The sequence below is a fragment of the Arthrobacter sp. U41 genome, from assembly GCF_001750145.1.
Classification (GTDB): Bacteria; Actinomycetota; Actinomycetes; order Actinomycetales; family Micrococcaceae; genus Arthrobacter.
The window spans coordinates 1,185,538-1,202,896 of record NZ_CP015732.1 but is presented as its reverse complement, the minus strand read 5'-3'; the positions used below and the strand labels follow the sequence as shown (position 1 = coordinate 1,202,896).

The 17,359-nt window shown below is 67.8% G+C and carries 13 protein-coding genes; 9 read left to right on the top strand and 4 right to left on the bottom strand.

The window, feature by feature from the left end:
• Positions 1-56 precede the first annotated feature (56 nt).
• The 3 genes from ASPU41_RS23000 to ASPU41_RS05640 all read right to left on the bottom strand — a co-directional run bounded on the left by ASPU41_RS23000 (position 57) and on the right by ASPU41_RS05640 (position 4,534).
• Positions 57-1,697 carry an ABC transporter substrate-binding protein gene (locus ASPU41_RS23000; RefSeq protein ID WP_069950098.1) on the bottom strand — a complete coding sequence of 547 codons (1,641 nt, stop codon included), beginning with the start codon at positions 1,695-1,697 and terminating at the stop codon, positions 57-59.
• Positions 1,698-1,869: 172 nt separating this feature from the next.
• Complete coding sequence (gene murJ, locus ASPU41_RS05645; RefSeq protein ID WP_069952505.1) at positions 1,870-3,915, bottom strand: murein biosynthesis integral membrane protein MurJ; 2,046 nt, start codon at positions 3,913-3,915, stop codon at positions 1,870-1,872.
• A 70-nt stretch (positions 3,916-3,985) separates the two neighbouring features.
• Entirely contained in the window at positions 3,986-4,534 is a 549-nt protein-coding gene (locus tag ASPU41_RS05640) for an NUDIX hydrolase (RefSeq protein WP_442856235.1), read from the bottom strand.
• Positions 4,535-4,705: 171 nt separating this feature from the next.
• Between ASPU41_RS05640 and ASPU41_RS05635 the strand changes: the two genes are divergently transcribed.
• From ASPU41_RS05635 to ASPU41_RS05595, 9 genes are all read left to right on the top strand, one after another.
• The gene (locus ASPU41_RS05635; protein ID WP_069950096.1) at positions 4,706-6,172 is read left to right on the top strand and encodes a CCA tRNA nucleotidyltransferase; all 1,467 of its coding nucleotides are present in this window, start codon (positions 4,706-4,708) and stop codon (positions 6,170-6,172) included.
• Entirely contained in the window at positions 6,173-6,757 is a 585-nt protein-coding gene (locus ASPU41_RS05630) for a histidine phosphatase family protein (protein WP_197515768.1), read from the top strand.
• 589 nt (positions 6,758-7,346) lie between these two features.
• Positions 7,347-7,550, top strand: a complete 204-nt coding sequence (locus ASPU41_RS05625) for a hypothetical protein (protein ID WP_069950095.1) — start codon at positions 7,347-7,349, stop codon at positions 7,548-7,550.
• A gap of 175 nt (positions 7,551-7,725) precedes the next feature.
• Positions 7,726-9,195, top strand: a complete 1,470-nt coding sequence (locus ASPU41_RS05620; protein WP_069950094.1) for a glycosyltransferase family 87 protein — start codon at positions 7,726-7,728, stop codon at positions 9,193-9,195.
• Complete coding sequence (locus ASPU41_RS05615; protein WP_069950093.1) at positions 9,188-10,627, top strand: phytoene desaturase family protein; 1,440 nt, start codon at positions 9,188-9,190, stop codon at positions 10,625-10,627. Before ASPU41_RS05620 ends, ASPU41_RS05615 begins: the two co-directional genes overlap by 8 nt.
• 56 nt (positions 10,628-10,683) lie before the next feature.
• The gene (locus tag ASPU41_RS05610; RefSeq protein WP_069950092.1) at positions 10,684-12,102 is read left to right on the top strand and encodes a sensor histidine kinase; all 1,419 of its coding nucleotides are present in this window, start codon (positions 10,684-10,686) and stop codon (positions 12,100-12,102) included.
• Positions 12,099-12,755, top strand: coding sequence for a response regulator (locus ASPU41_RS05605; protein WP_069950091.1), 657 nt, complete (start codon positions 12,099-12,101; stop codon positions 12,753-12,755). Before ASPU41_RS05610 ends, ASPU41_RS05605 begins: the two co-directional genes overlap by 4 nt.
• Before the next feature lie 86 nt (positions 12,756-12,841).
• Positions 12,842-14,839 (top strand): penicillin-binding transpeptidase domain-containing protein, encoded by a 1,998-nt coding sequence (locus ASPU41_RS05600; RefSeq protein ID WP_069952503.1) that lies wholly within the window; start codon positions 12,842-12,844, stop codon positions 14,837-14,839.
• A 43-nt stretch (positions 14,840-14,882) separates the two neighbouring features.
• On the top strand, positions 14,883-16,565 hold the full coding sequence (locus tag ASPU41_RS05595) for an ABC-F family ATP-binding cassette domain-containing protein (protein ID WP_069950090.1): 1,683 nt from the start codon (positions 14,883-14,885) through the stop codon (positions 16,563-16,565).
• 85 nt (positions 16,566-16,650) lie between these two features.
• Here ASPU41_RS05595 and ASPU41_RS05590 read toward each other — a convergent pair whose 3' ends face one another.
• Complete coding sequence (locus ASPU41_RS05590) at positions 16,651-17,343, bottom strand: GntR family transcriptional regulator (protein ID WP_069950089.1); 693 nt, start codon at positions 17,341-17,343, stop codon at positions 16,651-16,653.
• Positions 17,344-17,359: the final 16 nt, after the last annotated feature.

The following is a 17,359-nucleotide window of genomic DNA, read 5'->3' as shown; positions in this document are numbered from 1 at the left end:
CCGCTTAGCGTACCGAATGCTTCTGCGGGCCAATGGTTTATCGCACTGATTCGAAGCTACTGGACCTTGATTTCAGCCAGGCGCAGGCCAAAGCCATAGCGGGTCTTTGGCGCCGCCAGCTTGGGCAAGGTCTTGATCGAGACGATGACGTACTGGGCTGTGGCGGGTTCCTGCAGGGACATCGTCAGTTCCGGGGAAGTGAAGCTGTTGCTGCCCACCTGTTTGGCGCCGTCGAGGGAGGGCCGGTCGTTCGTGAAGACGCTGATGCTACCGCCTGAGGCCCCCAACTGGCTGAGGGTGACCGAAGTGACCTCAGCAGGGCTCTCGAGCTTGACGACGAGCGGAACCTCGGCGGCGAGGCCACCCCAGTTGTCCGTTGCGAATTCCATGTCCGACCAGTAGCTGGCGGCATTGCCATCGAAGGTCTTGATCAGGTCGTCGTCATAGGTTCCGGCGAAATCGAAGCTGCCAAGCCGGGTGACGCCCTCAATGGCGGGCGGACCGGCGACCGGCGCCGTGGGGCTGGCGGTACCTGACGGCGCTGCCGAGCTTGCAGCCGGCGTGCTGGTGGGGGTGCTGCCGCCGGCGACCGGCGGCGTGGTGGTCTTGAACAGACTGCCGAGGTTGGTCACGGCCAGAACCAGACCGACCACGAGGACCGCGGCCAGCAGTCCGCCCACGAGCCAGCGCATGGAGCGGGGCTCGCGCTGGGCTTCCTCGTCCTCGCCGTAGTACTCGTCGTCCGGAGGAGTGGAGTCGCTGCTCCGGGCCGAACCCGGGAAGACCCCGGGGGCGCGGTTCGTGGCGGCACTGCCGGCCGCGGCGGCAACCTCCGGTGCGTGATCCTGTCGGGACGTCTTATTGCCTCCGGGTGCAGGCTGGTCGTAGTCGTCCTCGGACCACAGTGAAACCTTGGGTGTTTCGGCGGGGGCGGACGGTGTGGAGTCACGGGCACCGGAACCCGGGGCACCGCCCTGGACCGGCTGCGGCGCCGTCACCTTCGGGGTGGCCTCCGTGGAGGCGGCATCGGGGGACTTTGCTTTGGAGGACGTCTGGGTTGCGGCGGCGCTGCCGGCAGCAGCGGCAGCGAGGCCTGCCGCTCCTGCCGCTCCTGCCGCTCCGGTTCCAGTTGCACCGTTTCCTGCGGCACCTGCAGCGGGTGACGCGGCCGGACGCGAAGGCACACGGGCCGGGGAAACCGGCGGTGCGGCGGGACTGACTCGCGGCGCGGGGGCGGCAGGCTGCTGGTTCTGCCCGTAATTGATGTACCCGGCGTCTACTTCCTCTTCGTCGTAGAGCCCGTCATAGGTTTCCGGTTCATGGGAGCGCGGCTGACCGAAGATTTCGCTGCCCAGCGTGTCCGTAAAGAACGGCTCGACGTAGGGCGGGTTGGAGGACACCACCAGGTCCAGCAGGTCAGCGGCCGAGGTGTGGTTGGTAATGAGGTAGGTTGTGGCGTCGCTGACCCCAAGGTCGAGGATCTGCACGCTGCCGGGACGTTCGCCCGTGGCGACTTCCCGGGCACTCTGCGCCACTTGATCAGCGTTGCCCGGCCCGGCAACGAGGATACTCACGGCACGGTTGAGCACCTGGTCCACGCCGTCCAGCACCAGATCCTGGTCATGTGAGGTCAGTACAGTGGCAGTGACCTTGTAACGGCCACCTAGTACTGATCCGACATCGATCGGGTGGGACACGGGCTCCTCCTAGACTGTCCGGGGTGCTGCCGAACTGATCACTTCATCAGTGGCCGCAGATCCCCCGGTAAAGCCGGTGGACCTTGGTCTGCAACTCCCCTTGTTAGTCTTCGATCCTAGCCGATGCAGTGTCCCGGCCGCGGAAGCGCGGCGCCGCGGACCCTGACGGATACTATTTTTTCTTCTTGCCGCCGAACGGGAAATAGGGGTTATGCCCCGCCGGGCCCTGGTACGTCCTGCGCCCGGGCAGCGGGACCTCGCCGCGGCCCAGGCCGCCCTCCGCCGTGGTGGGCAGATCCTCGGCGGGCAGGTAACCGCCTTCCGGCCCGGCGCGCCGGGACCGTTCGTCCTGTTCGGCGAGGTCCGGACCCGCACGGAAGGATGCTGCGTCGAATTCGCCGGAGATTCTCGGAATCAGTCCGGTGTCCACCGAGACAGTGGCCCGTTCCGGCCGGGTACGAGTTGCGGCGCCGTCCGGAAGCTTGCCGGCGTCTGCGTCGGCCGCCGGGCGGCGGCGCAGGCGGCCCAGCAGGGGCTGGAGCAGGTCGCTCAGCTCAGTCACCCGGAACAGCTTCAACAGCAGCAGGTAGGCAGCCAGCATGACAGGCCCGACGACGGCGATCGTGACGAGGGCGGCGAGGGGGGTGCTCCAGGCGAACCCGTCCGGGCTGTAGCTGCCCAGCGGCCACAACGCGACGGCACCGGCCAGCGCGGATCCCAGTGCGGCATACCCCATCCGTATGTAGGAGTTGACGATCCGCGGACCGTCCAGATGGCCCAGGAGCCGGCGCAGGAAGACCACGCTGAGGATCACGGACAGGATATTGCCGCCGGTGTAGAGGGTGGCGATGGCGAAAATGATCTGATCGAACGGCAGGAACTGGATCGTGAAGGCCGCAACCACGTTCACGAGCGCCAGAACCAGCTGGATGAAGAACGGTGTCCGGGCATCCTCGTTGGCATAAAACACGCGGGACATCATGAAATTCGCACTCATGAACGGTGTGCTGAGCGCCAGGATGGTCAGCGTCTGTGCCAGCATCACGCCGTCCCGGGGCACCCCGCCGGAGAAGAACATCCCCAGCGGTCCGGCCAGCGCGAACAGGGCCAGGGCCCCGAAGACCGTCGCCACGGCCATGGTCCGAAGCCCGTGGGAGAGCGCGTTGCGCAGCGCTGCGTGATCCCCGTCCTGCGACGCCCGGGTCATCCGGTTAAACAGCACCGTGGCCAGCGACAGCGCAATGATGGAGTGTGGAAGCAGGTACAACTGGCTCGCCACCTCGAGCACGGCGTTGCCCGGCAGCGTGTCGGCGGCCGGATCCCCGGCCTGTTCCAGGCGCAGCCGTTCGGCACCCGGGATCGTGGCGATGCGCATGACGTAGAGGAAGGCCAGCTGCCCGACGGCGGCCGTCGCCAGGGTCCAGACGCTCAGCTTGGCGGCCTGGCCCAGGCCGACCCCGCGCCAGCCGAAGCGCGGCCGCAGGCCGAGGCGGAGCCTGAACACCGGAACCAGCAGGATGGCCGTCTGGGCGATGACACCGATCGTGGAGAATCCGGCCACCAGCAGGGTCTGGCTGGAGTCCCACGTGTCCAGGGTGTGGGGGTTGGCCACGTTTGGACCGAAGGTCCAGATAAACATGCCGAGGCCGGCGATCGCGACAATATTGTTCAGGATCGGCGCCCACATCGCGGGCCCGAAGGCACCGTGGGCGTTGAGCACCTGGGTCAGCAGGGCGTACAGGCCGTAGAAGAAGATCTGCGGAAGGCACCAGAACGCGAAGGATACCGCGAGGGCCTTCTGCTGCGGGGAGTAGCCCTGCGTCGTCAGTTCAATGACCCACGGCGCCAGCAGCGTCACCAGCAGCGTGAGCGTCAGCAGCACCAGGACCGCCAGCGTCAGCAGCCGGCTGATGTAGTCCGCTCCCTTGTCCGGAGCCTTGCTCGCCTTGATGATCTGGGGCACCAGGACGGCATTGAAGACGCCGCCCGCGACGAGCAGGAAGATCAGGTTCGGCAGGTTGTTGGCGTTGATGAACGTGTCGTTGACCGTGGAGCCGAGGCCCAGGGCGGCCGCCAGCATCCAGGTCTTGCCGAATCCCAGGAAGCGCGAGACCAGCGTTCCCGCGGCCATGATGGCGCTGGAACGGACTTCTCCGGATTGGACGGCTTTGGAATCGGCGGGGCCGGAGGGTGCGGGGGTGGGTTTGGCAGATGACATTGTCTTCATCGTCTCACTCGGGCACGGCTTTGGGCGCTATCCTCGTCCTTTTAAGGGCGGTTGCGCGGCCCTAGCGGTGATCCGGCAGGACTTCCCTGGCGAGGTCGGCGATGCGGCGCTCGTTCGGGAAGGAAAGCTTGCGGGCCAGTTCATGGATGGGAACCCAGGCGACATCCACGGCTTCCTTGTCCGGATCGTTCTCGATCGTCAGTTCCCCGCCGGTGGCCTGCAGCAGATAGTGGTGGACGGTTTTATGCACGCGATGTCCGCTGACCGTGAACCAGTAGTCGATGCTTCCCAGCGGCGCGAGGATCTTGCCCTCGATGCCGGTTTCCTCCGCGATTTCACGAACGGCGGCTTCCTCGTTGCTTTCCTTGCCCTCGGGGTGACCCTTCGGCAGGCACCATTCCAGCCGCCCGCCACGATTAAGACGGGCGATGATCGCTACGCGGAGCTCGGCGTCGGCGGTGTCCACCACGACGCCGCCGGCGGAGATTTCCTCCACCGTGGGGAGGGAGGCCTGTCCGGAGTGCTGCACCGGCGCGACATTGCCACCGATTGCCGAAGGCAACGGTGCGTTTGTCCTCCTGCCGGGAGCGCTCGGTACGGGATGGGCCATGAAGTCCACTCTAACGACTCTTGTCCGCTCTTGATGACCTAAACGTGGCAGGAAAGTGGACGGCCGGGAAAGTGGATCGCCCGCGACGCCCCCGTGTCCAGCGCCAACAGCCCGACTCGGGGAGGGATTCGGTGTGGTGCTGGCCGGGATTTCTGACAAGCTTAAGAAACTATGGCGCACCCACATCACGAGACTGACTCGCACACCGTTGATTTCCAGGTAGACCCTGTGGTTCTGGAGCTTGGGCAGCGGTTTGTCGACGCCGGCCACGAACTCTCGCTTGTGGGCGGCCCGGTGCGTGACCTTTTCCTTGGCCGGGTTTCCCCCGATCTGGACTTCACCACCGACGCCACTCCGGACCAGACCGTTGCCCTGATCAAGAAGTGGGCTGACAACTATTGGGAAATCGGGCGCGCGTTTGGCACGATCGGGATGCGCAAGAACGGGTTCCAGATCGAAATCACCACCTACCGTGCCGAGGCGTACGATCCCGACTCCCGTAAACCCGCCGTGGCGTTCGGAGAGTCGCTCACGGATGACCTGCTGCGCCGCGACTTCACCATCAACGCCATGGCCTTGCGCCTCCCGGCGCTGGAGCTGGTGGATCCGTTCGGTGGTGTCCGCGACCTCCATGCTTCCGTCCTCGCCACCCCCGGCGCCCCGGAATCATCCTTCTCCGACGATCCGTTGCGCATGATGCGCGCTGCCCGCTTTGCGGCCCAGCTGGGCATCACGGTGCATGAGGACGTCCGCGCCGCGATGTCCCGGATGGCGGAACGGATCACCATGATCTCCGCGGAACGCGTCCGCGAGGAGCTGGTCAAGCTGATCTGCGCGGCGCACCCCAGGGCTGGTGTGGATCTGCTCGTGGACACCGGGCTTGCCGACTTCGTTCTGCCCGAGGTCTCCGCCCTGCGTCTTGAGTCGGATGAACACCACCGGCACAAGGACGTCTACCAGCACTCCCTCCAGGTCCTGGAGCAGGCCGCCGCGCTGGAAACGGGGGCCGACGGCGCCGTGCCCGGGCCGGACTTCGTGCTGCGGTTCGCGGCCTTGATGCACGACGTCGGCAAGCCCGCCACGCGCCGTTTCGAGCCCGGCGGGGCGGTGAGCTTCCGGCACCACGACATGGTCGGGTCCAAACTGACGTCGAAACGGATGAAGGCGCTGCGTTTCGACAACGACACCATCAAGGCCGTGGCCAAACTGGTGGAGCTGCACATGCGTTTCTACGGCTACGGCGAGGCAGGCTGGAGCGATTCCGCCGTCCGCCGCTATGTCACCGACGCCGGCCCGCTCCTGGAGCGGCTGCACCGGCTGACCCGTTCGGATGTCACCACCCGCAACCAGCGCAAGGCCGAGCGGCTCGCCTTTGCCTACGACGATCTCGAGGCCAGGATTGCGGCCCTGCGTGAGCAGGAATCCCTCGAGGCCGTCCGCCCCGACCTGGACGGCGGCCGGATCATGGAACTGCTGGGCCTCAAGCCGGGCCCCGTCGTCGGACGCGCCTACAAATTCCTGCTGGAGGAACGGATGGAGCACGGCCCGCTGGACCCCGACGTGGCCGAGGCAAAACTTCACGAATGGTGGGCTGCCCAGCCCGAGTCCGTCGTCGCACTCTCAACTGAGGAGTCCTAAGTGATTACACCGTTGAACGGCCCGCGCCCGCAGCTGTGGATCCTGCGGCACGGCGAAACTGAGTGGTCCAAGAGTGGCCAGTACACCGGCCTCACCGACCTGCCGCTCACCGTCGAGGGTGAGCAGCAGTCCGTGGAGGCACGCAAGGTGCTCGACGCCGTCGACTTTGACCTGGTGCTGACCTCTCCGCTGCGGCGGGCCCGGCGGACCGCGGAACTGGCCGGTTTCCCCGACGCCCAGCTCGAACCGCTCGCGGTCGAGTGGGACTATGGCGATTACGAGGGCATCAGCTCGGACCTCATCCGCAAGGACAACCCGGACTACCTGATCTGGACCCACGGCGTCCCCAACGGCGAAGCCCTGGATGACGTCGCCGCGCGGGCGGACAAGATCGTGGCGCGGGTGCTGGAATCCGGCTTGGATAATGTGCTGATGGTGGCGCACGGCCACTTCTCGCGGATCCTCACCGCCCGGTGGCTCGGGCTCGATCCTCACGAAGGCCGGCACTTCATCCTGGGCACAGCGAAAGTCTGCACGTTGGGCTGGGATAAAAAGACCCCGGCAGTGCTCCGCTGGGGCCTATGAATACGGTTTAGGAATTAACTTCAAGAAGTTTATGAATTCGGTGGTCAAGTGCCGCATTCATGGTGTATTTTTATTTCTGACCCCAGAGCGTCCTGCCGGGGTCGAGGCGCGCGTCGCCCGGCCAGTCAGCCGGTGCCGGCATAACAGTAAAGGAGGTTGGGAGAAATGATTACTTTGACTAGCGGACGGATGTACTTCGTCACCGCCACCCCGGCCTCTGTCGCTGAACCGCGCCCAAATTTCGGCCCGGCTGCCTCCTGACCCTTTCGCTCACAACCTAGGTTCATTCCCCTAGGATCCAGAGCCAGGGCGATACCGGCTCTCCCTGTGACAGGGAGCGCCGTGAGAGCGGACTGACACCGGCGGAACCACGCGGTTGCGCAGCATCCCAAAGTTCGGAACCCAGCTTCCTGTTGGGGTTGCCGCACGCACGCGTCCAGGGGCGGTCCATCCGCCTTTGCGAAACCATCAAATCAGCGCCGGATAATTCCATGCCCTAATTACGGCCTTTTCTTCCTCAATTCACAGAGGCACTAATTGTCATGCCCAATTACTCCGGCATTTCCGGCAGGCCGATGAAAGGACCGTCGTGACTATCGCCAATACCACCGCCAGGCCACGCACCGCGAGCCGCCGGAGGGAGGTGACCACCATGAAGCAGAAACTCCACAGAATCCTGCGCCTGGGCCTCCAGCCGGCCCCACGGCACACGACGCTGTTCAACGGACAACTCCTCGACCAGAAGCGTGAAGACGTCTACGTCGTTATGCACCAGATGGGCCTCATCCGCTGAGGCAGGTCCAGTCCCGTCCCGTCCAGGAGGAACTGATGACTGACATCGCAACTGAGACCCCCGGGGAGCCCACGCGGCGACGCGTGGGCTCCCCCTTTTAAGTCCGCGTCCGGCCGGGAGGCCCACCCGCCCGGCGCAGCACGGCCGGGCGGAGCGGCCCGGTAAGCTCAGGGGCATGCAGGAGACAAAGCCGCCGGAGCACCGCAGACGTGTCCGACTGGTCATCCCGAGCCGCAGCGACCCCCTGCTAAGGAATTTCACGGAACTGATTGGCGGGCCCATGGGCCGCCGCTCGGCCCCCGGCATCGTCTCCCCCGGCTTCTTCACCGTGGAACGCGTCCTGATCCTGCTCACCGTGCTGGCAGCAGTCCTCGGAATACTGCTCAGGTCGTATTGCCGCACCAACGGCTGGGAAACCCCGGGCCAGTTCTACGCGAGCTGCTATTCGGACTTCCCGGAGCTGTTCAAGAACCGCGGTCTCGGCGACGGAGCCTTCCCCTTTCTCACTGAGGGGACGTTCTTTGAATACCCCGTCCTGATGGGGCTCATCGCCGGTGCCACGGCCCTGCTGGTTCCGGGCGATGGCGTCTCGGCCGGCCGGATCCTGGCCTACTTCGACATCAACACCACGCTGATCGCGGCAGTCTGGATCGTCACGGTACTTGCCACGGCACGGATGGCCCGCCGTCGGCCGTGGGATGCGGCAATGGTGGCCGTGGCCCCCGGCATCATCCTGGCCGGCACCATCAACTGGGACATGTGGGCTGTCGGGCTGCTGGCCCTCGGCATGTATTGCTTCTCCCGGAACAAGCTCGTGCTGGCCGGAGTCTTTATCGGCCTGGGCACGGCCACCAAGCTTTACCCCGTGCTGATCCTTGGCGCGGTCCTGCTCCTGGCCCTGCGGACCGGGCGGATCCGGGCTCTCCTGGTTACCGCCGGCGCCGCCGCCGCCGCCTGGCTGGCCGTCAACCTCCCGGTCGCCGTCGCCAATCCGGAGGGCTGGAAATACTTCTACCAGTTCACCGAGGACCGCCCCGCCGGCTACAGCTCCCCCTGGTTTGCCTACAACCTCGTCGCGGGTCGCCTGGGCTGGGTTTCCCTGCAGCCGGAGACCATCAACACCCTGGCAATGAACCTTTTTGTGCTGGCCTGTGTGCTGATCGGGGCCCTGGCCCTGGCCGCGCCCCGGCGCCCGCGACTCGCGCAGCTGGTCTTCCTGATTGTGGCCGCGTTTATCCTGACGAACAAGGTCTATTCACCGCAGTTCGTCATCTGGCTCATCCCGCTGCTTGCCTTGGCCCGGCCGCGCTGGAGGGACTTTTTGATCTGGCAGACGTTCGAAGGCCTGCACTGGGCGGCCGTCTGGATGTACCTCGGGCAGGTGACGAGCGGCGGTGTTGCCCAGCACAATATTGATATGCCCTACTACGTCCTGGCCGTGGCATTCCATATGATCGCCACCGCCTACCTGATGGCGCGGGTGGCCTGGGACATCTGGGACCCCGGTTATGACGTGGTCCGCCGGTACGGGATGGATGATCCCCAGGGCGGGCCGTTCGAAGGCGCTCCGGACCGGTTGCGGGTGGACCTGCGGCACCCGCCGGCTTCCGTCCTGCCCTGGCGTCAGGTGTCCGCGGATGCCTGATGTCGCCGTCGTTGGATCAGGACCGAACGGCCTCGCCGCGGCGGTGACCCTGGCCCGCGCAGGACTGAAAGTGCACGTCTACGAGGCGGCGCCGACTGCAGGCGGCGGGCTGCGGACGACCGAACTCATGGAACCCGGCCATTTTCATGATGTCTGCTCAGCGGTGCATCCGATGGCCCTGGCCTCGCCGTTCTTCCGGCAGTTCCAGCTGTCCCGCCGGATCCGGCTTGACGTTCCCGAGGTCTCGTATGGCACGCCGCTTGACGGCGGCCGGGCGGCGCTGGCGTACCGCTCACTCGAACGAACGGTGACCGGCCTCGGGCGCGACGGGCCTGCGTTCGGGCGGCTGATGGCCCCCCTCGTGCAGCGGGCTGACGGCATCACGGACCTGACCTTGAACCAGCTCCTGCGGATACCGCGGGACCCGGTGGCGGCCGTCCTCTTCGGCGCCCGCGTCCTGGAGCAGGGCTCACCCCTGTGGGGCATGAGATTCCGGGAGGAACTGGCGCCGGCGCTGCTGACCGGCGTCGCGGCGCATGCGGTGGGGCAACTCCCGGCCCCCGCGACGGCCGGAGCGGGCCTCATGCTGGGCACTCTGGCCCACACGGTGGGCTGGCCCATCCCGGCAGGCGGCTCCGCTGCGATCGCGCAGGCGATGGTGGCGGACATTGAAGCCCACGGCGGGGCGGTGGAAACCGGGGCGCGGATCGGATCCCTGGCGGAGCTGCCCCCGGTCCGGGCCACGCTGCTGGACGTTGCGCCGCCCGGACTGCTCCGGCTTGCCGACGGCAGGCTGCCGGAACGGTACCGCCGGGCCCTGAAATCCTTCAGGTTCGGAAACGCGGCCTGCAAGGTCGACTTCATCCTTTCCGGCCCCGTCCCCTGGGCGGGCCCCGGATTGGCTGACGCCGGCTCGGTCCACGTGGGCGGCACCCGTGCGGAGATGGCCGAGGCGGAACACCTCGTCGCCACCGGGCGGCATCCGGACCGGCCCTATGTCCTGGTTTCCCAGCCTTCGCGCTTCGATGCCGGACGCGCGCCCGGGGGCCGGCACATCCTGTGGAGCTACTGCCATGTACCGGCCGGTTCCACCGTGGACATGGCCGAGGCCGTGATCGCCCAGCTGGAGCGCTTCGCCCCCGGATTCCGCGACCTTGTGCTCAGCCATCACGTCACGACGGCGGCCGGACTTGCCGCCTACAACGAGAACTACGTCGGCGGGGACTTCAGCGCCGGCCTGGTGGACCTCCGCGGCATCATCCGGCGGCCCGTCCTGGGCCCCGTCCCCTGGCGGACTCCGCTGCCCGGCGTGTACCTGTGTTCCTCCTCCACGCCGCCCGGTCCCGGGGTGACCGGCATGTCCGGCTTCCACGCCGCTAGATATGCCCTGAAAGACATATTTGGCTTGGCGGTGCCGCCCCTGGGGATCTAGGTCTTCAACAGGGTCGTTTGGACCGGAACCGCCCGGCCCGGCACTACGCTGAAAGCATGGACGACACAGCCCGCAGCACGCCGGCAGGGAACGCCACGCCAGGCACGACCGAGGCCGCGGTGATCCTGCGTATCCTTCGGGTATGCCTTCACAGCGGGTTCGCCGTGCTGCTGCTGGTCGCACTGGTTCGGCTGCTGGGGACAGGACTCCAGGGCACGAACTGGCTCACCCTGGGCCTTGCGCTGATTCTTGCCACCGTCTACGTCCTGGGCACCGTCCTGGAGAAACGCCACTCCACGGATCCGTCCCGGTTCGACCCCCGGCGGTATTCGCAGCTGTGGCTGGCTGCCGTCTGCCTGCTCTGGCTGCTGCTGATCTGGGCCAGCGCCGACTTCGTGTGGCTGGCCTTCCCGCTGTTCTTCCTGCAGCTGCACGTGCTCCCGCTGCGGCTTGCGGTGCCGGCGAACGTCCTGAGCACCGTTCTGGTCATCGTGGCGCTGTGGTTCCACAACGCCGGTGCGGACGGGGAGGCCCTGCAGCTGCCGATGGTGCTGGGACCGGCATTCGGGGCAGCCTTTGCCGTGGTCACCGGGCTGGCCTACCGGGCGCTGTACCTGGAAGCCGAAAACCAGCGGTTTGCCGCCGCGGAGCTGCGCCGCACCCGCGCCGAACTGGCCCGCAGCCAGCACAACGCCGGCACACTGGCCGAACGGGCCAGGCTGGCACGCGAAATCCACGACACCCTCGCCCAGGGTTTTTCCAGTATCGTGCTGATGGGCCGCTCGGCGGAAAAGTCGCTCGACGACGGGGACACCGCCACAGCCCGGGACCGGCTCCGGACGGTCCAGGAGACGGCCTCGGCCAACCTGGCCGAGGCCCGCAACTTCGTCCGCGGCCTGCAGCCCCCCGCATTTGCGGAGAACCAGCCGGGGAACCCGGCGGGGCAGTCAGTGGGGAACCCGGCAGACACCTCAGCAGACAACCCAGCTGAGGACCGGCCGGAGAACTCCCCGCGGGAGACTCCGGAGGATCCCCTGGTGGGCAGCCTGCGCCGGCTCTGCGAAAAAACCGAAACCGAGGCGGCCGCCCGCGGCGCCCGTCTGCGCTGCCGCTTCGACCTTGAAGGAACACCGGTGGAACTGCCCAACCCGTACCGCACCACCCTGCTCCGCGCCGCGCAGGCAAGCCTCGCGAACGTCTGGGTGCACGCCAGGGCGGGCACCGCCGTCGTGACCCTGTCCTTCCTGGGCAGCGAAGTGGCGATGGATATCTACGACGACGGCATCGGCTTCGATCCCTCGGCGGTCACGGACCACACCGGGCGCCCCGACGGCTCGGGCTACGGGCTGAAGTCGCTCCAGGAACGGGTGGCGGCACTGGCCGGCAGCCTCGACATCGAGTCCGCCCCCGGTGAAGGAACGGTGGTGGCCATCCGGCTGCCGCTCGCGGACTCCCCGGCAGGGAACGAACCGTGAACGATATCCGGGTACTGCTGGTTGACGACCACCCGGTGGTCCGGGCCGGGCTGAGGGCCATGCTGAGCGACTTCGAGGGCATCTCCGTCGCGGCCGAGGCGGCCGACGGCGGCGCGGCGCTGGCCGAGCTCACCCGGCTCCACACCCTGGGCGAGCCGGTTGACGTCGTGCTGATGGATCTGCAGATGGGCGCCGGCATGGACGGCGTTACGGCGACAGGCCGGATCAAGGCGGGTGAAGCCGGCCAGCCCGCGCCGCCCGTGCTGATCCTCACCACCTTTGACTCCGACGCCGACATCCTCGCCGCGGTGGAGGCCGGAGCCAGCGGCTACATGCTCAAGGACGCCCCGCCGGAGCAGATCCGCCAGGCGGTAGTCTCCGCCGCGGCAGGCCAGACCGCGCTGGCACCCGAAGTGGCCGCCCGGCTGCTGGGCCGGATGCGCAACCCCGAACCGGTCCTCTCCGCCCGTGAGATCCAGCTGCTGGAGCTGCTCGCCACCGGCCTGGGCAACCGGGCCATCGCCAAGCAGCTGTACATCTCGGAGGCAACGGTGAAGACCCACCTCGTGCACATCTACGGAAAGCTCGGCGTGGACAACCGCACGGCCGCAATCTCCGTGGCCGCGCAGCGGAGGATCATCCGGCGGTGCTGAGTCCGGCCGGCACCGGGGGCACCACGGTCCGCCGGGACGCGTCGTGTGACAGGGGCTTTGTCTGCGGCACGGTGCATAATGGCGCGGTGGGGAACATATCAAAATTTTCAGCTGCCCTTGTTGGTCTCATTCTTGGCGCCTCGTTGGTGGCCTGCGACGACGGCCGCTCCGGCGCGCAGGACGCGGCGGAGCAGCTTGCGTCCGCTGTCTCGGCGCTCGACGTCGGCTCCGTCGCCTTTGAAGGCAAGGACTCCGGCGCAGCCAATGAGCAGCTCAACGCGGTGTTCAAGGCCCTGGACCCGGTGAAGCCCGCGGTCGAAAGCGGCGAGCTGACACTGGACAACGACACCGCCACGGTCCCGCTGGACTACCGCTGGAGGATCGGCTCCGGCGAATGGGCGTACACGGCGTCCGCCCGGCTCAAGAAGTCCGGCGACAAGTGGCTGACCGTCTGGGACCCGGCCATGCTGGTCCCGGAGCTCGCCGAAAACGAAGTCCTCGGCACCTCGACAGACTCCCCGCAGCGGGCTGACATCCTGGGCGCAGGCGACGCCAAGCTGGTCACCTACCGGCCGGTCGTGAATGTCGGCATCGACAAGGCCCTGCTGGCCTCAGCCGATCCGGCGGCATCCGCCACCGGGCTCGCCCAGCTGGTGGGAGTGGACCCCGCGGCCTACACCCAACAGGTCCAGGCCTCCGGACCCGAGGCCTTCGTCACCGCCATCACCCTGCGCGAGGACGGCCGGACCATCACGGACGACCAAATTGCCGCCATTCCCGGGGCCCGGGCCGTCGCCGACTCTGTCCCGCTCGCTCCCACCCGCGGGTTTGCCCGCGCCGTGCTGGGTACCGTGGGCGAGGCCAGCGCCGAGCAGATTGAAAAATCCGGCGGCGCCCTCCAGCCCGGCGACACCACCGGCACCGGCGGACTGCAGCAGCAGTACGACGCGCAGCTGCGCGGCACCAGCGGAACCCAGGTCTTTGCCCGGACGGCAGGCCTGACCGCGGAACAGCGGCAGGGACTGCCCAACGGCGGGCGCCGCGTCCTGTTCACCGTGCCGATGGAGCCCGGAACACCGGTGAAAACCAGCCTCGACCCGGCCCTCCAGCAGCTGGCCGAAGACGTGCTGGCCAAGGTGGGCCCGGCATCGGCCATCGTGGCGCTCCGCCCCTCGAGCGGCGCCGTCCTCGCCGCCGCCTCCGGGCCGGGCAGCAACGGCTACGACACCGCGCTGCTGGGCCAGTACGCCCCCGGTTCCATCTTCAAGATCGTGGACTCCCTCGCCATGATCCGCAACGGCATGACCCCGGATTCCATGGTGGAGTGCCCCGCAACCCTGACCGTCGACGGCCGGACCTTCAAGAACGCCGAAGGCTACCCGGCCACCTCGCTGGGATCCGTGACCTTGCGTGATGCGTTCGCGCACTCCTGCAACACCGCGTTCATCAACGCCCGCGGCACCGTCAGCCAGGCCCAGCTGGAATCCGCCGCGACCTCCCTCGGCGTCGCCGTGGAAGCCCCGGCACTCGGGGCCGGCGCGTTTCTGGGCTCGGTTCCGGGCGAGGCCACGGGAACCGAGCACGCAGCCTCGATGATCGGCCAGGGAAAGGTGCTGATGTCCCCGCTGGCCGCCGCCGTCATGGCGGGCTCGGTCGCCAAGGGTGCGCCCGTCGCGCCGCAGCTCGTCGTGAATCCCGACTCCGGCGCCGCAGCAGCCACCGGCGGGGCAGCCGCACCCACAGCCGGGCCGGCGGCGCCAGGTTCCGCGCCGGCATCGTCCGCCCCTGCCCCGGCGGCGGCGTCGGGTGCGCCGGTCACCGCAGCGGAGGCCGCCGCCCTGGCGGACATGATGCGCGCCGTGGTCACCTCCGGGCACACCGGCTTCCTCGCCTCCGTCCCGGGAGCCCCGGTGGCCGCGAAGACCGGAACAGCCGAATTCGGCTCCGACGACCCTCCCAAGACCCACGCCTGGATCGTGGCGGTGCAAGGGGACCTCGCGGTCGCCGTGTTCGTCGAGGAAGGCGGGCTCGGCGCCACCGTCTCCGGTCCGCTCCTGAAGGAGTTCCTCACCGCAGCGGGCTGAGGCCGCTGACCGGCTGCAACTGCGGCCGTGGGAGGATGGAGGGGTGGCTCATATTGACGTTTCCAGCATCGATTATTTCCTTTCCGACGGCACCCAGCTGCTCAACGGCGTGACTTTCAAGGTCCCGGACGGGACCAAGACGGCGCTGATCGGGCCCAACGGAACCGGCAAGACGACGCTGTTCCGGATCATCTCCGGGGACCTCATCGCCGACGAAGGCGTGGTCGGGCGTTCCGGCAACACGGGCATCATGCGCCAGTTCGTTGGCCAGGTCCGGGACGAATCGACCGTCCGCGACCTCCTCGTCTCGGCCGCGCCGCCCGCGCTGGTGGCCGCCGCCCGCGCCGTGGACGAGGCGGAACTGGCGATGGTGGAACACGACGACGAGCCCACCCAGATGGCGTACGCCCAGGCGATCGTGGACTGGGGGGATGCCGGCGGGTACGACGTCGAGACCGTCTGGGATGAGGTCTGCATGGCCGCCCTGGGCCTGCCTTTTGACCGCGCGCAGCACCGCCCGGCGTCGAGCCTCTCCGGCGGTGAGCAGAAGCGCCTGGTGCTCGAGGCGCTCTTCGCCGGCCCCGATGAGCTGCTGCTCCTCGACGAGCCGGACAACTACCTCGACGTCCCGGGCAAGCGCTGGCTTGAGGCCAAGCTCAATGAGTCGAAGAAGACGGTGCTCTTCATCAGCCACGACCGCGAGCTGCTGAACAACGCCGCGGGCCGCATCGTGACCCTCGAACCGGGCATCAACGGCGCCGGGGCCTGGATCCACGGTGGCGGCTTCGGCTCCTACGTGGACGCCCGCGCTGACCGGAACGCCCGCTTTGAGGAGCTCCGGAAGCGCTGGGACGAGGAGCACGTGAAGCTCAAGGAACTCGTCAACATGTACAAGAACAAGGCCGCGTTCCGCTCGGACATGGCCAACCGGTACCACGCCGCGCAGACCCGCCTGGCAAAGTTCCTCGAAGCCGGTCCGCCCGAGGCGCTGCCGATCGAGCAGAACGTGCAGATGCGGCTCAAGGGCGGGCGCACCGCCAAGCGCGCCGTCGTCGCCGAAAAGCTGGAGCTCACGGGGCTGATGAAGCCGTTCTCGACCGAGGTCTGGTTCGGCGACCGCGTCGGCGTGCTTGGCTCCAACGGCTCCGGCAAAAGCCACTTCCTGCGACTGCTCGCCACCGGCGGCACCGACCCGGAACGCGAGCACCTGCCGGTGTCCGACGTCGAGATCGCCGAAGTCCCGCACGAAGGCACCGTGAAACTTGGCGCCCGGATCCGGCCGGGCTTCTTCGCCCAGACCCACGTCAGGCCCGACCTGCTGGGCAAAACCCTGCTGGAAATCCTGCACCGCGGCGACGAACACCGCTCGGGGCTGGGACGCGAGGCGGCGGCGGGCGCGCTGGACGGGTACGGCCTGGCCCCGCAGTCGGAGCAGAAGTACGAATCCCTCTCCGGCGGGCAGCAGGCCCGGTTCCAGATCCTGCTGCTGCAGCTCTCCGGCGCCACCTTGCTGCTGCTCGACGAGCCCACGGATAACCTGGACCTGCACTCGGCCGAGGCGCTGGAACGCGCCATCGACCACTTCGAGGGCACGGTCCTGGCCGTGACGCACGACCGCTGGTTCGCCCGGACCTTCGACCGCTTCCTGGTCTTCGGCTCCGACGGCAAGGTCTACGAATCGGCCGAGCCCGTCTGGGACGAAAAGCGCGTCCAGCGCGCCCGCTAGCCACTTCAACGCGGGGTCAGATATCGCCCATGGAACCCTCGGGAATGGGCGATACGTGACCCCGCGTTGCTTGACGCGTGGCCGGCTACTCCGGCAGCAGCCCGGACTGTAGTTCGGCTTCCGGGCCCGGGATTCCCCCCATGGCGGCGACCAGCCGTTCCCGGGCGCGCCCCAGGTGTTCGTCGAGCAGTTCTGCGGCGGCTTCGCCCTGGCCGGCCTGGATCAGTTCGAGGATCTTCTGGTGTTCGGCCTGGATGAAGGCGGTGTCCAGGAGGTGCAGGGACTGGATCCGGACCATACACAGCCGCACCTCACCCACGAGCGAGCGGTACATCCGGCTGATCCGTTCATTGCCCACGGCGTCGATCAGGCTGGTGTGGAACCGCATGTCCGGTTCGACGACGTCGAGCGGAGCACCCGTCTGCACCGCCGCGATGTCGAGGTTGGCCTGCACCGCCGCTTCCGGGACAGTCCCGGTGCGTGCGAGCCGGCGGAGCACTTCGCTTTCCAGATAGGCGCGGGCGAGATAGATGTCCCGCACGGAGTCCGGGCCGAGTTCGACCACCCGGGCGGTTTTGTGGGTTCCCCGGTCCAGCAGCCCCTCGGCGACGAGCTTCTCGATTGCGGCCTTCGCCGTGGGCCGGGCCACGGCGTAGGAGGAAGCGACCTCTGACTCCGTCAGGGCATCCCCGGATCCCAGTTCACCGGCAAAGATCCGGCTCCGCAGGTCCGCGGCGACCGCGTCCACGATCGAGACTGCTGCAATTCGCCCGGCCACCGGAGCTCCCTTCCGC

Bases quoted from the DNA above. Each gene is read 5' to 3' on its own strand.
- murJ (WP_069952505.1), bottom strand. From the start codon at position 3,915: ATGTCATCTGCCAAACCCACCCCCGCACCCTCCGGCCCCGCCGATTCC.
- ASPU41_RS05640 (WP_442856235.1), bottom strand. From the start codon at position 4,534: ATGGCCCATCCCGTACCGAGCGCTCCCGGCAGGAGGACAAACGCACCG.
- ASPU41_RS05635 (WP_069950096.1), top strand. From the start codon at position 4,706: ATGGCGCACCCACATCACGAGACTGACTCGCACACCGTTGATTTCCAG.
- ASPU41_RS05620 (WP_069950094.1), top strand. From the start codon at position 7,726: ATGCAGGAGACAAAGCCGCCGGAGCACCGCAGACGTGTCCGACTGGTC.
- ASPU41_RS05615 (WP_069950093.1), top strand. From the start codon at position 9,188: ATGCCTGATGTCGCCGTCGTTGGATCAGGACCGAACGGCCTCGCCGCG.
- ASPU41_RS05610 (WP_069950092.1), top strand. From the start codon at position 10,684: ATGGACGACACAGCCCGCAGCACGCCGGCAGGGAACGCCACGCCAGGC.